This is a genomic window from Pontiella agarivorans (genome assembly GCF_034531395.1).
Classification (GTDB): Bacteria; Verrucomicrobiota; Kiritimatiellia; order Kiritimatiellales; family Pontiellaceae; genus Pontiella; species Pontiella agarivorans.
The window spans coordinates 111,603-125,855 of the sequence record NZ_JARVCO010000010.1 but is presented as its reverse complement, the minus strand read 5'-3'; the positions used below and the strand labels follow the sequence as shown (position 1 = coordinate 125,855).

Annotated in this window: 15 protein-coding genes and 1 tRNA gene; 12 read left to right on the top strand and 4 right to left on the bottom strand. The window is 46.9% G+C overall.

Translation table 11 applies throughout. The features are described from left to right. The first annotated feature begins 110 nt into the window (after nt 1-110). The 8 genes from P9H32_RS08090 (at nt 111) to P9H32_RS08055 (ending at nt 6,701) form a co-directional block, all read left to right on the top strand. Entirely contained in the window at nt 111-1,403 is a 1,293-nt protein-coding gene (locus P9H32_RS08090; protein ID WP_322608387.1) for a glycosyltransferase family 2 protein, read from the top strand. A gap of 120 nt (nt 1,404-1,523) precedes the next feature. Next, on the top strand, nt 1,524-1,745 hold the full coding sequence (locus P9H32_RS08085; RefSeq protein ID WP_322608386.1) for a hypothetical protein: 222 nt from the start codon (nt 1,524-1,526) through the stop codon (nt 1,743-1,745). A gap of 95 nt (nt 1,746-1,840) precedes the next feature. Next, complete coding sequence (locus P9H32_RS08080; RefSeq protein ID WP_322608385.1) at nt 1,841-2,611, top strand: hypothetical protein; 771 nt, start codon at nt 1,841-1,843, stop codon at nt 2,609-2,611. 1 nt (nt 2,612) lies between these two features. Then, nucleotides 2,613-3,383: an MBL fold metallo-hydrolase gene (locus P9H32_RS08075; RefSeq protein ID WP_322608384.1), complete on the top strand. Its 771-nt coding sequence runs from the start codon at nt 2,613-2,615 to the stop codon at nt 3,381-3,383. Beyond that, entirely contained in the window at nt 3,383-4,237 is an 855-nt protein-coding gene (gene folP, locus P9H32_RS08070; protein ID WP_322608383.1) for a dihydropteroate synthase, read from the top strand. The genes P9H32_RS08075 and folP overlap by 1 nt, the downstream gene beginning before the upstream one ends. Continuing rightward, nucleotides 4,237-5,097, top strand: a complete 861-nt coding sequence (cdaA, locus tag P9H32_RS08065) for a diadenylate cyclase CdaA (protein ID WP_322608382.1) — start codon at nt 4,237-4,239, stop codon at nt 5,095-5,097. The genes folP and cdaA overlap by 1 nt, the downstream gene beginning before the upstream one ends. After that, entirely contained in the window at nt 5,090-6,037 is a 948-nt protein-coding gene (locus P9H32_RS08060) for a CdaR family protein (RefSeq protein WP_322608381.1), read from the top strand. The genes cdaA and P9H32_RS08060 overlap by 8 nt, the downstream gene beginning before the upstream one ends. A gap of 4 nt (nt 6,038-6,041) precedes the next feature. Then, nucleotides 6,042-6,701: a tetratricopeptide repeat protein gene (locus P9H32_RS08055; RefSeq protein ID WP_322608380.1), complete on the top strand. Its 660-nt coding sequence runs from the start codon at nt 6,042-6,044 to the stop codon at nt 6,699-6,701. A 101-nt stretch (nt 6,702-6,802) separates the two neighbouring features. On the opposite strand, the gene P9H32_RS08050 is transcribed toward P9H32_RS08055, so the two are convergent. Beyond that, nucleotides 6,803-7,342 (bottom strand): hypothetical protein, encoded by a 540-nt coding sequence (locus P9H32_RS08050; RefSeq protein WP_322608379.1) that lies wholly within the window; start codon nt 7,340-7,342, stop codon nt 6,803-6,805. Nucleotides 7,343-7,548: 206 nt separating this feature from the next. Further along, on the bottom strand, nt 7,549-9,450 hold the full coding sequence (locus tag P9H32_RS08045; RefSeq protein WP_322608378.1) for a tRNA uridine-5-carboxymethylaminomethyl modification enzyme MnmG/GidA: 1,902 nt from the start codon (nt 9,448-9,450) through the stop codon (nt 7,549-7,551). A 221-nt stretch (nt 9,451-9,671) separates the two neighbouring features. Between P9H32_RS08045 and P9H32_RS08040 the strand changes: the two genes are divergently transcribed. From P9H32_RS08040 to amrS, 3 genes are read left to right on the top strand one after another with little or no spacing between them, the layout of a single operon-like run. After that, on the top strand, nt 9,672-10,520 hold the full coding sequence (locus P9H32_RS08040; protein WP_322608377.1) for a TIGR01777 family oxidoreductase: 849 nt from the start codon (nt 9,672-9,674) through the stop codon (nt 10,518-10,520). Further along, nucleotides 10,517-10,864 (top strand): YajD family HNH nuclease, encoded by a 348-nt coding sequence (locus tag P9H32_RS08035; RefSeq protein ID WP_322608376.1) that lies wholly within the window; start codon nt 10,517-10,519, stop codon nt 10,862-10,864. The genes P9H32_RS08040 and P9H32_RS08035 overlap by 4 nt, the downstream gene beginning before the upstream one ends. A gap of 52 nt (nt 10,865-10,916) precedes the next feature. After that, nucleotides 10,917-11,882: an AmmeMemoRadiSam system radical SAM enzyme gene (gene amrS, locus P9H32_RS08030; protein ID WP_322608375.1), complete on the top strand. Its 966-nt coding sequence runs from the start codon at nt 10,917-10,919 to the stop codon at nt 11,880-11,882. A 41-nt stretch (nt 11,883-11,923) separates the two neighbouring features. Here amrS and P9H32_RS08025 read toward each other — a convergent pair whose 3' ends face one another. Next, the gene (locus P9H32_RS08025; RefSeq protein ID WP_322608374.1) at nt 11,924-12,226 is read right to left on the bottom strand and encodes a hypothetical protein; all 303 of its coding nucleotides are present in this window, start codon (nt 12,224-12,226) and stop codon (nt 11,924-11,926) included. Nucleotides 12,227-12,230: 4 nt separating this feature from the next. On the opposite strand from P9H32_RS08025, the gene P9H32_RS08020 reads away from it, so the two are divergent. Then, nucleotides 12,231-12,304 (top strand) — tRNA-Gln (locus P9H32_RS08020). A gap of 106 nt (nt 12,305-12,410) precedes the next feature. Here P9H32_RS08020 and dnaN read toward each other — a convergent pair. Further along, on the bottom strand, nt 12,411-13,505 hold the full coding sequence (gene dnaN, locus P9H32_RS08015; protein ID WP_322608373.1) for a DNA polymerase III subunit beta: 1,095 nt from the start codon (nt 13,503-13,505) through the stop codon (nt 12,411-12,413). Between the last annotated feature and the right edge of the window lie 748 nt (nt 13,506-14,253).

The following is a 14,253-nucleotide window of genomic DNA, read 5'->3' as shown; positions in this document are numbered from 1 at the left end:
TCAATTCGGAAATTTATTTCACTTGCAGGGTTGCCAAGGCTTAAAAATCCCTATAAACAACGCCGTCAATTCACACAATTAAAGTGAGTTACAAAAAATCGGGGGAAAACATGGGGTTCCATTCCATCATTAAAACCATTTTTGAAACAGCACTGATGGGAGCTTTTATACTCTCTTTGGGCTATTTCCTTGTTACAGCTTTTGCCCTGGCACTTTCCAGACTTCGGAACAAACCGGAGATTATTGCCGACGAATCGCTCTATCCTTCTGTAACGGTCCAGATCCCGACTTATAATGAACTGGCTGCGCTGAACTGTGCGGAGCGATGCCTTGGTTTTGACTATCCCGCCGATAAGCTTCAGGTCATGATCGGCGATGATTCCAACGACCCGGAAGTCTCCGCAAAAATTGATGAATTTATTGCAGCCCACCCGGATTGCGAGCTGAGTCGCCGCGGCGAAAATATCGGCTTCAAACCGGGGAATCTGAATGTCATGCTACCGAAAGCGAAAGGCGATTATCTGCTGATTCTTGATTCAGATTTCCTGCCGAAACGCGATTTTCTGAAGCGCCTGGTGGTGCCGGTCATCAAAAATCCCGAACTGGCCGGAGCGCAGGCGGCGTGGCGCATTATTAATGTGCACAACAATCACAGCACACTGATGGGAACCGGTATTGTAAACATCATTCACTCCGTCATCCTCCCCTTCCTGAAATCCGCCACGAATCAGTGTGTTTTCTGCGGATCGGGCGAACTGGTGAAAAAAAGCCTGCTGATTGAACAGGGCGGATGGACCATGGGTGCGCTGACGGAAGATGTGGATTATTCGCTGCGCGTCATCACCAGCGGAAAACGCATTGCCTATGTCGGTGATTTGCGCGTCCGCTGCGAAGTGCCATACACCCCGGGTGATCTGTTTAAACAGCAGATGCGCTGGGCGTACGGCGTGATGCGTGCGTTTATGGCCCACGGTAAAAAACTGTTTCTTTCCCGCACCATCCAGAAACGCACCAAGTTTGCCGCATTCCTTTTTGCCAGCGGCTATGTGATGATTACCCTGTTGCTGCTTACTATGATTTTCGGCCTGCTTAATCTCGTATCCGGTTTCTTCGGAGTTGATCCGGCCGAAGCGCAAAGCTCATCGTATACCGTCGGACATTTCATTTATGACACCGTCGTGAACCTGCTGCTGACCTGCGGAATGATTGTTTCATCCATTTCCGCCGGGTTTATCAACGGCTTCGGATTCCGCAGTATCGGCCGTCTGATTGTAGCGTCGTTTACCATCGGAGTGATCTGTATGTTCTTCGTCGGGCGCGGGCTGATTACCGCTTCACTGGGGCTGCCCATGAAATGGTTTATGATGAAAAAGGCCGGAAACGATACCGCCCGGAGTTCATAACACCTTCCCGTTTTTTCATCATTTACCGACACAAATTTAAAACCTCCGGAATGAACCCTTTCCCCCCGCAACGGTCGAACGTTGTGTAAGACAGAAAGAAAATGAAACCAGGAGGTTGAAATGTTTCTGAAACATGTACCCACCGGAGATCTGGTCGAAGTGATCGACCTGCCCGATGTTATCAACCCGAATTCGCCGAGTATTCGAGCCCGGTCGCATGCAGGGGATATGATCCAGCGTCCGGAAAACTTCCTGAAGACGGAACTGGTGTTCCCTTCGGGTGAAATGCTGCCATTGTGCTGGCGCGATGCCCATTACTATGAACACGAACCAGCGGCATAAGCAGAGCCTCCGCCCCGTTTGAGATTTCAAACGGGGCTTTATTTTTTTCCCGGTTCCGTGTATTGCCAGAGTAGTTTTTACACGAAGGGAAAACCATGCTCGATTTCTGGCTGCCGATGGCGCTTATTTTTCTGGCGGCAACCGTCACAGCAATTGTTGCGCGGCGACGGCGCGACCGTTGCCTTAAATATTTCAACCGCGACCCTGTCCTGATTCTCATGCAGACCGGCAAGTGGCTCTGGGGCGATTTTATGGCCTATCCTGCCACGCTGGAGCTTATCTTTAAATCGCCGCAAAAAGATGAAAACGGTATCTGTAAAGCCAGCTATGTTCTTTATGGACCGGAAATCGACGGCATCCGGAAAATCCTGCAGGCCGTTCCGGACAAAGGAACCCCGGAACATGAACGCTGGGAGCGTGAAACGCTGGCCATTGCCCACCCTTCTCCACTGCGGCGATTCCGGCGATGGATCTGGAATGTATTCAACACCCTGCGCGATGCGGTCTCGCAATCGCTCACCGTCCTGATCGGAAGCATGAAAAAAACAACGAAAATCGGGAACGTCGCCGGGGCCGACAAACGGGCTGGTGAAATCGGAAACACGTTGCTCGACACCGTACCCAGCGCTTATGAACCGATACTTGAAAAATATCTGGGCAAAAAAGTAGTGGTTGAAATGCTGAAAGATAAAACGGTGGTCGAATTCACCGGACTGTTGCAGGAATATTCCGGAAAATACCTGCTGATCCGGAATGTGCCGTTTTCGCCCGATCTTAATCTCAAAACCAGCCAGAAACTTCCGGAACGGTTTGATATTATATTTCCCCGTTCCAAGGCTCTGGTAAGACACTGCGTGGTAAACTGATATGAAACACACTTTTCTCGGAACCGGAACCTCTCACGGGGTTCCAATGATTGGATGCTCCTGCGCGGTCTGCACCTCCACTGATCCGCGCAATTATCGCCGGCGAAGCAGTATTTATGTTGTGACGGAAAACAAGCACCTCGTTTTTGACACGCCCCCGGACTTTCGCGATCAGGCTCTGTCGTTCGGCGTTGGACGGGTGGACGCCGTTTTCCTGACGCATCCGCATGCCGACCATATTTATGGCTTCGACGATGTCCGACGTTTCAGCACCATGCAGAAACAACATATTCCGGTTTACGGTCAGCCCCGCACCATCAAACAGATGCGTAAAAAATTTGATTATGTGGATCGCCCCAGCTATGGATTTGAAAGTGTTCCCCGGGTAAAGTTTACCGATATGACAGAACCGGTTTCGGTGGGCAACGCACGGATCACTCCCCTGCCCGTTTCGCATGGAAATGATCCGGTTTACGGTTTTCTCATTGAAGGTGACAGCAGGCGAATGGCCTATATTCCCGACTGTAACGGAATACCGGAAACCACATTCCGGCAACTGCAACAACTCGATGTCATGATTCTCGATGGTCTGCGCCCCAAGCCCCACCCTACTCATTTTTCCATCAGCGAGTGCATTGAACAGTTACAGAAAATCGGCGCAAAAAAATCCTACCTCACCCACATTACACACGACTCCGATCATGAACAGCTTCAGAAACAGATCGGGAATGATATCACCGTTCCATGGGATGGCCTGGAGGTTGCACTTTGATGGCGCGGAAAAAATATGACTGGCACTGCGGCAACCGCACCGTCCACCTCGGTGAAAAAACACGGGTGATGGGTATTCTGAATGTGACGCCGGATTCATTTTCCGACGGCGGGCATTTTGCGGATCCGGAAATCGCGGTACAACATGCGTTGCAGATGGTTGAAGACGGTGCTGCAATTATTGATATCGGCGGCGAATCTACGCGGCCCGGCGCTGAGCCGGTTTCGGTGAAAGAGGAAATCCGGCGGACCGTTCCCATCATTGAAAAAATCAGGGAACACACCGAGGTACTGATTTCAATTGATACCATGAAATCCGAAACTGCGTTCCATGCTTTGGAAGCCGGAGCAGACATCATTAACGATGTTTCCGGATTCGAGGCCGATGATCAAATGGTGAATGTGGCTGCAGCCTCCGAAGCGGGTGTTATTCTGATGCATATGAAAGGTACACCGCAAACCATGCAGCAAAACCCAAGCTATGAAGATGCGGTGACTGAAGTTTTCCAATATCTGGAAAAACGCATCACGTTTGCTGTCAGCCGTGGCGTGGTGCGTGAACGCATTGTGGTGGATCCGGGCATCGGATTCGGAAAAACACTGGAACATAATCTGCAACTGCTTCGCGGAATTCCGGACCTTGAAAAAACTGCACCGGTTCTGATCGGAGCCTCACGAAAAAGTATGATCGGGAAACTGCTGGAGCGAGAAGATCCGAGCTCCCGACTGGCGGGAAGCCTGGGCATTGCCGGTTGGTCTGCAGTGAGCGGAGCTCATATTTTACGGGTGCATGACGTATTAGACACTTGCGATGTTTGCCGCATCGTGGATACACTTTGCACCGGTGACTTGTGATGCAATTGAACGATGCTTTTGAACTGCCTGATGCGATTGGATGGGTTGAGATATTAATTCTCGCGGCCCTGCTTTATTACATCTTCAGACTCTTCAAAGGAACGCGCGGATCAGCCATTCTGACCGGCCTTATCATTCTTTTCGGCGCACTGAATGCCATCACTAACTTAAGTCATCTTGAAGTTCTCAATTGGATTCTCTCCAAGCTGATGCTTTATATTACACTGGCGATTGTGGTGATTTTTCAGCCGGAAATCCGGCGGGTTCTTGCGCGGCTGGGCCGGCAGCCTTGGCGCAACAACGGTATGGTTTCACAGCGCAATCTGATTGAACCCATCATGCAAACGGTGAAACTTCTTTCTAAACGAAAAATCGGTGCACTGATTGCGATAGAGCGCGAAATTGGAACACGGGCAATTCAGGACACCGGCACAAAAATGAACAGCGCAGTTAGTGCTGAACTGCTTTCCACTATTTTCTTTCCGCATACCCCGCTCCATGACGGAGGAGTGATTATTTCCGGTGACCGAATCTGTGCAGCCGGCTGCCTGTTTCCATTGTCACAGAAAGAAGAGCTGAGTAAAACCCTCGGCACTCGACACCGGGCCGCCATTGGTATCACTGAAGAAACGGATGCGATTGTAGTAGTGGTTTCCGAAGAAACAGGCGCTGTTTCTCTGGCCTATAACGGTCGACTTCGGCGAGGTCTTGGCGAGGAGCGCTTACGGCGGGTCCTGCAGTCGATGCTGCGGCGAGAGCGAACCGGGTTATCCCGCTTTCGCGAACAAATCCAAACTGGAGAAGCTGATCTTTCCGATACCGTTCTTATGCCATTCAGCGAGGAGAAGAACGATGAGTAGAATTTCCAATGCCTGGAATCAGTTCTGGAAAGACCGGTTTCTGATTATCCTCTGCCTGATTCTGGCTTTTCTGGGCTGGCAGAGCATTCGTAAAACCATTGGATTTGAAGTTTCTGTTTCAGGTATTCCGGTAGATGTGAAAACCCCTTCCGGCTGGGCAGTCTGGGAAAAATCGATGCAACGGGTAAATATTGTTTTTCGAGGTTCCCGCGAGGATATCCGCTATCTGAACAGCGATCAGCTGCACTTGGTCATTCCAGTACAGAATCCCGTGCAGGGTGAAGAAATGATGATTAAGCTGACCCCCGCACACCTCCGCAACCCAACCGGGGCCAAAGTGGTCAGTTTCAGCCCTTCTGAAATCGTGGTCAGAATGGACCAGGAGGGTGAACGTCTTCTTCCTGTTAAAGCAGCTATTTCAGGAAATCTTCCGGAAGGTATTGAAATTGAACGTATTGTAGCAACACCTGCATCAGTAAAAGTTTCAGGAGCACGACAGATTCTCGACAGCATGGAGAATATACACACGGAAAAAATAGATCTGGCGGATCGGCAGGCCACATTCAAAGAAAGTGTTCCTATTGCCGTTCCCCAAGCCGGACGTCTGGCAGTCGATCCCAATTGGGTTTCCATCGAAGTCTTTCTGGCTGAACATAATAGTACAGCCGATTTTGATAAAATTCCGGTACGAATCGTCTCTTCTCCCGGCGAGGAACGTAGAATTGAAATTTTTCCAAAAACGGTAAATATCACAGTTCAGGGCGATAAACGGGCTGTTGAACGCCTTGAAACCAAGGATCTATTTATCTATGTCAGTTGTCAGGATTTACCGGAAGCGGCTGCATACGAACTTCCTTTAGAAATCAATCTACCTCCCGAAATCAAGATGGTAAAAATCGAACCTGCTGTTGTGCAGGTTGAGATAACCAAGGTTAAGTAGTCTCATGAAATTAAAAACTGTTTTCCTTACACTGTTTATAACCGCAACTTCATTTCCAGTTATTGCAGAGGATACCCCATCGGCTGATCAGGTTTCCTCCGGTTTAATGCTGAATAAACAAACGGATGAAGAGCGTATTGAATTTCTGCTCCATGTAGCTCAAGCCTATTTTGCTGAAGAAGATTTTGATTCTGCAGTTAGCGCTTATGAACGGATTCTCGAAATCGATCCGGATCATTTTCAAGCCCGTTATGTGGTGGCCCATGTATACATTAACGCAAAACAATATGGGAAAGCTGAATCTTTATTGCTCAAACTGATTGATGAAAATCCGGATGATTTCAAACTGATGAATAATCTGGCATGGCTATATGCCACCGCTGATGATCTTAAATACCGCGACGGAAAAAAAGCAGTACGTTATGCACAGGAAGCCTTAGCTATTTCCCCTGATGATCACCACGTGTGGAGTACCCTCTCCGAAGCCCACTATATTAATGGGGATTACGAACGTGCCTACAATGCGATCACCACAATGGCGAAAAAAGCCGCGCGACATGGACAGGGTGTCACCAAGGAACAGGTTGAAGCATATAATGAACAGATCCGAAAATGTAAACGCGCCTGGGATACCCAGAAAATGCTAAAAGAAACAACGAAATAAAAGCCTGTTCCAGATCTGAATCGCGTCTATGCAAGCAGACATAAGCGTGCAATTGTTTTAAAAGTAAAAAGTAAGAACCTACTCCCCTACCCTGTCCTGTCTTAATAGACAAAAATTCCAAGTATAAGAATAAGTACCCCTACAATCGTCTTAGCGATAGCTGTACCCTTAAAAAGTAACTCATTCTCAATAACCGGTGCATAGATTTTTCTAAAATACCATGGCGACATCAGAATGATGATCCCAAAAATAACGGCCAGATACATCACTGCTGTAACAACTTGAAAAAACGGTGAACCTGACTGCGCTGCTGTTTTACAAATAGGCACAGCAATCAAGCATAGAAATCCCCCAAGTGCTCTAGGGGCCAGAAGTTCTTTCATATAGATAACACTCGCCACAAAAACCCCAACTGCGATGAAAGGGATATACGGTTTTATCACATCCACAACCCCCATATTCATACCACTCGCTTCCCTTGCACCCAAAATACAGCAAAGTGCGGTAAACAACCACGCAGGAACCGTACTGCGGGGAAATATTTCAGCAAACCGTTTAATCAGATCCGGCCGAAAAATTCCCGCCAAGCCTCCAACTGTACCTAACAGACCCAGAATTATTGCTATCATCTGTAAACTCATATGCTCACCCGCCTTCCAATTATTGGGACGAGGAATAGTGCTGATTCATACTTTTTTGTTCAAGGAACTTACAAAAGAAAAAGAGGCTAGAGGCATAAATATGATACGGTGCTTAATAGTTTAATATATAATATTATAATTTACTTATATATTAATTCTCAATCATTTATAATTCATCTATATTCATTATTTCCACAGAATAACGGTTAGTTATTAGTCATCTTCCGTTTCAACCACATCCCTAGAATTGAAATATCAGAAGGATTAACCCCCGAGATACGTCCAGCCTGCCCCAGATTTTCAGGCTTTATTTTATTCAGCTTCTCGCGCGCCTCAAAGCGTAAACTTTGAATTTCATCATAATTAAAATCGGGAGGAAGCAATTGATCTTCCTGACGTCGCGCCGATTCAATGCGCTCTTTTTCCCGTTTAATATACCCCGCATACTTAACCTCAATTTCAACCTGCTTAATCACCTCTTCTGATAAGCCCTGATTCGCCTGAGGAAGATTACAGTAAAGGTTTTCAGGCTGACGGAGTAGCTGAGCTAATGATTTACCATCATGAAAAACCTTATCCAGTCGTTTTATTTCAGCATGTATATCCTTCCAATGATTGGAAATCTCAGAAAGTTCATCAGAGTTCACAATATTAAGCTGTTTAGATTTTTCAAGTAGACGAAAATAAACGTTATCCTGGCGCAATGTCAGACGATGCTCTGAACGCGAAGTAAACATCCGATACGGTTCATCAGTCCCTTTTGTAACCAAGTCATCAATCAGAACTCCGATATAGCTCTCATTTCGGCTAAGAGTAAACTCTTCCTGCCCCAGAGCCTTTAAGGCGGCATTGGCACCGGCCACAAATCCTTGACCAGCTGCTTCCTCATACCCGGTGGTTCCGTTAAGCTGTCCGGCAAAAAAGAGATTTTCTACGCGTTTAGTCTCTAAGGTATGAAATAATTGGGTCGGATTTGCATAGTCATACTCGATAGCGTAGGCCGGACGGATAATCTCAGCCTTCTCAAGCCCTGCGATAGAGTGGATCATCTGCTTTTGCACATCCTCCGGTAAACTATTAGAGGTTCCATTTGGGTAAAGACGAATATTATTTCGTCCTTCCGGCTCAATAAAGACGTGATGAGAATCACGCCCGGAAAATTTAACAATTTTATCCTCAATAGAAGGGCAATACCGCACACCTGTTCCTTCCACCGCACCACTATACATTGCACTTTTATGTAGATTATCCGCGATGATTTGATGTGTATTCGCATTGGTGTGAGTCAACCAACAAGGTATTTGATCAGAACCCGGTCGCCAGGGATGCAATCCACCATGTTCCACATGGAACATTTTATTCATCAGAGAAGGGTCAGGATTTTCATGTTCTACGTGGAACATTTTCCATTCTTTCCGTGCCATTCGGGAGAAAAAGGGCGGGGGTTCTTCTCCCGGTTGAATCTCCATAGACGAATAATCCACCGAATCTCGATGAATACGGGGTGGTGTTCCGGTTTTCAACCGCCCCAATTCAAAACCAAAACGACTAAACGAAGCCGACAACTCCTCTGCAGACTCTTCCCCCATACGTCCTTCTTTGAGACTTTTCGTACCAATTAAAACGCGTCCTCGAAGAAAAGTCCCTGTACAAATCACTACAGCATCTGCATCGATATCACCACCTCCACGTGTGGTGACACCACATATAGCCGCCCCTTTGGTACGGATCGCGGTCACAATATCATCATGAATATCGAGATTTTCCTGCATATCGAGCACAGACTGAATTCGAAGAGGAAATAAATCTTTATCGCACTGCACCCGGTTGGACTGTACTGCAGGTCCCTTTCGCGTGTTAAGCATGCGATACTGAATACCGGTATAATCAGTATTACGCCCTAGTTCACCCCCCAATGCATCGAGTTCAGATACTAAATGTGATTTTGCAATACCACCAACAGCCGGATTACATGGTAATCTCCCTATAAGAGATTTATTCAACGTTATTAATAATGTTTTAACGCCCATTCGAGCTGAGGCCAGTGCAGCCTCATAACCGGCATGTCCGCCACCCACCACAATCACTTTATACAAAGACTTATTCATAATTAAAACCTATACCTTATTAATCGGGCGGGGATAATCTCACCCTATAAGCTTTTTGTCTACAGAGTGTTGCATAAAACAAAGATCTCCAGGCATCTGAATACCGCAGGTGCAGTGTAAAAATTGTAATTATTTTCCTGATTAAACGAACGGATGAAACGAAACAATAGTTGTACGTTTTTTTATTTGGATTAACATTAGACTTAACAAAGGGAGCACATATGAAAGTATTAATATCAGGATCCCACGGACTGATCGGTACTGCACTGGTTACCCAATTCACTGAATCAGGACATGAAATCCAACGTCTTGGACGTAACCTGTCCGAACCGCTTAATATGGAAGGGGTGAATGCTGTGATCCATCTGGCCGGTGAAAATATTGCTCAAGGCCGATGGAATGATAAAAAGAAAAAGACTATCCGTGAGAGCAGAGTGGCCGGAACAAAAGCACTCAGCGAACAGATCGCTCAGTCTAAACATAAGCCCAGAGTTTTTATATCTGGATCCGCTATAGGATATTATGGCGACCGAGGTGATATAAAATTAGATGAGAAAAGCAGCCCGGGATCCGGATTTCTCCCTGATGTCTGCGAAGAATGGGAAAACTGTACTCATGCGGCATCCGATGCCGGCGTTCGGACTGTCCAGCTCCGCACAGGCATCGTTCTCTCAAATCAGGGAGGCGCACTTCGGAAAATGCTTCCACCGTTTAAAATGGGTGGGGGAGGGGTGTTAGGTAATGGAAATCAGTACATGAGCTGGATTTCCATCGAAGACATGGTTGGGGCAATTCTGCACATCATTGAACACGAAGAGATATCAGGGGCAGTAAATATGGTGGCTCCGACTCCGCACACCAACAAGGAATTCACTAAAGCACTGGGAAAGGTATTGAAACGTCCAACCATTATGCCAATGCCCGCTTTTGCCGCGCGCCTGTTGTTTGGCGAAATGGCCGATGCACTTCTTCTTTCCAGTACCCGTGTTATTCCGACTGTGCTATTACATTCAGAGTACACATTTAAACATCCGGATCTCGAATCCGCACTGAAGGCCGTTTTAATATGAAAAGAAGTGACCAACTCGAACGTATCCATCAGCAGATGGCAGAACGCGAAAAAGGATATCGCGCCAAAGCCCTCAAACTTTACCCTCATGTATGCGCGAGCTGCGGACGGGAGTTTGAAGGTTCAAAACTAAAAGAGCTGACCGTTCATCATAAAGATCACAATCATCAGAACAACCCGCCGGATGGAAGTAACTGGGAACTGCTCTGTGTCTATTGTCATGACCACGAGCATGAAAAACAAAAAATGAAGGGCTTTAATACCACCGCCGACGATTCATTCGAATCCAAAGGTTTCTCTGCATTCGGCGCATTGGATTCTCTGTTCGGTAACAAGGATGAGTAACGGCTAATTGAATATTCGTACCCCGTGCATTAGCCATTACGCATTATAACGAATGAATACGAAATGCACCATCTGCCCGAAGGGGTGTGAGCTCGCTCCAGGCGAAACCGGAGACTGCCGGGTAAGAAAAAATATTAAAGGCCGCATTGAATGCATTACTTACGGGCATCCGTGCGCCATACAGATAGATCCCATTGAAAAAAAACCGCTCTACCATGTGCTGCCTGGATCAAGCGTACTCTCCATCGGGACTGCCGGCTGTAATCTGCATTGTAAACAGTGCCAGAATGCATCCATTTCCCAATCAGTATACATAAGCCCGGAAAACATTTCACCTCTCAAGATTGCTGAGCAAGCCATCGCACATAAAACCCCGGCGATTGCCTACACGTACACTGAACCCCTGGTCTCCTACGAATTCACCCTCGACTGCTGCATCGCGGCCCATGACCGGAATATAAAAAATCTGCTCGTTACCGCGGCTTTCATAAATCCGGAACCACTGCGGAAAATTTCCGCTTTCATCGATGCAGCCAACGTTGATTTAAAATCATTCTCTGATGATTTCTACCGAAAAATATGCGGCGCACGACTCCATCCGATTCTTAAGGCCATGAAAATCATGAAAGAGTGTGGGGTTTTCCTTGAAATAACCAATCTTCTGATTCCAACGCTCAATGATTCCGAAGAAGAAACAAAATTACTGTCCGAATGGATTGTCCATAACCTAGGAGCATATACACCGCTTCACCTTTCCCGGTTCTTTCCTCAGAATCAGCTTCAACATCTACCGCCAACACCGTCAGAAACAATTCTTCGGGCGCGCGATATCGCCATCCAAGCCGGATTAAAGTTTGTTTATGTCGGAAATATGCAGGATGGGGCAGGGGAATCTACCTGGTGCCCCGAATGCGGAACCTGCCTGATCAAAAGAAAAGGCTTTCAAATCAGTGCAGTCAGAATCTCTGATGGAAAATGCCCTGAATGCGGATCGAAAATTTACGGAATATGGAACTGAGTCGAGAGAATACTTACCGATAACACCGCTCGCCTCATTCTTTACAACTCACATATATTTTTAACAAAGTCTAAAAACTGATCCGGTGTAAAATCATCGAGCGATAAATTTCGGGCTGCGAGCGCATCCTCGATTTTTCGGATCAGCTGCTGCATATATTCATGGCTTTCGTCTGATCCCATCAGCACATCATAGTTATCGCCTTTGGTGATTCGAATATGGCCGTCCTCGGCATCAAATCCGACGCCTAGCAGGCGGATAATTTTCTTTGGGGTGGCATTCGGCATTTTTTCGTTAAAACCTGCTTGATCCGATTCAGAGAAATAGCTACTTTCTGCCCTCATTCATTGCCGAATGGTGTAATGGCAGCACAAGCGACTCTGACTCGCTTAGTCTAGGTTCGACCCCTAGTTCGGCAACCATTTTACGACAGGACAGGAAATTCATTCGTGGATTTCTTTTTTTATTGAGACCAAAAAGGACAGCGAAAACGCCGTCCTTTTTCCATTTCAGTATCGTTTTCCGGAACTAGCTCACACGGATCGGCATAATCACGTAAAGGAACGGTACATTCGTTTTAATCACCCCAGGACTGAGCTCGTCAGAAAGTTCCAGATAGATTTCGTCTGAATCCAGATGTTTCAGCGGAGCCATCAAAAAGGCCGGGTTGAATGCAATCGTGATATCCTTACCAGAATATTTCACCGGCACAGCTTCCCTTGATTCACCGATTTCCGGAGAAGAGGTCAGCAATTCCATACGGTTTTCCGTAATCTGGATTTTCACCGAAGCCGCCTGATCATCAAGCATCAGCGAAACACGGCGTACTGCGCTTTGCAGCATTTCACGGTCGATTGCAATGCGCTCTTCACACTGCGATGGAATTACCTGACGGTAATTCGGGTACGTTCCATCAACGAGCTTTGAAATAATGAAGATATTTCCAAATTCTATCGCCACCTGTGTGGACGACATTTTAATACTCGCTTCACCTTCATCGCCCAGCGTTTTGATCAATTCATTAACCGCCTTGGTCGGCACCACAATGTCGGTTTCCGCATCATCCGGCATATCAATTTCCTGCTCAACGAGTGCCAGACGGCGGCCATCCGTACAGACCACCGTCAGCTTACTGTCCCGGAAAGCCATCAGAGAACCGTTCAGAATCGCCCTGGATTCGTCTGTACTGGCCGCGTAAGAGGTTTTCTGCAGGATATCCTTCAGGGTACCTTGCTGAAGCGTATAGGAGAAACTCTCTTCGAATGTAGGCATCGGCGGAAAATCATCTTTCGAAAGCCCTTCCAGCTTACAATTATAGGAGCCGGATAAAATTGTAGCTACATCCTCATTGCTCACCCCGATATCCACCTGATGACTGGGAAGGTCCCGGCAAATGCTGAAGAAACGGCGGGCCGGAAGAGTGGTGGCTCCGTCCTCATCAATGTCGGCCTCAATGCTCGTCCGCACGCTCACCTCCATGTCCGTGGTGGTCAGTGTGAGTTTTCCGTTGCTTGCCTCAAGCAGCACATTGGAAAGAATCGGCAACGTGGTGCGCTGACCTACGATAGATTGCACCTTCTGCAGCGCTTCCAGAATCTGATCCTTCTCGATGCTGAACTTCATTAACAAGCCTCCTGTAATATATATATATCTATTTTATAAAAATCACTATTAGTATGGTCTGTGAATAACCGCCTAAAAACCTACTTATTTTCCGTAACCCAGTCACCTGTAAAAGTTTGAAAAACATAACAACCCTGTTGATAAGCTGGGCATAATCAGGTCCAGCTGTTCACAACCTTGAGTTATTAAACTCATCATCAGAAACTCCACAGGTTATTCAATTTTCATTAACAGGCCATTAACGTTTTTGGCCGGTGTTCATGAACACTGAATCGGTTTCGAATAATGAAAAAAGAATGCCTGAAACCGGCGCTCTTTCCAACCATTGGAAGCAGGAATATTAGAAGGGGGACACGGGGGAGAAGAGAAGGCAGACGAAGCATCCGGATTTGTTCAATTGATCAGACATTTTTCCGGGGGTCTACGTATCTGAAGCTTCGTCTGTATAAGCCCAACCTGAAGCCGGAAAAGTCCGTCCAATTCAGTAGCGGAAGAATAACCGGGATACCCCGATATTCCTTATTTCATTGGTATACATATTTATAAGGAGGGGGAGCACTGCAGATCGCGAAGAGGGAAGCGCGGTGCTCTGTCTCATTATTGATGAATTATTCAGAGGATAAGTAACCCTGTTGCCGTTGTGCAGCCACATGGAGTGGAAAATATGGCGGCCTCTTTCTGTTTTGTTGTGCGTGCTGCAATATTTTGAGGGGAGTACAGCGAATCCGGAAGCCGGGACTAACTAAAA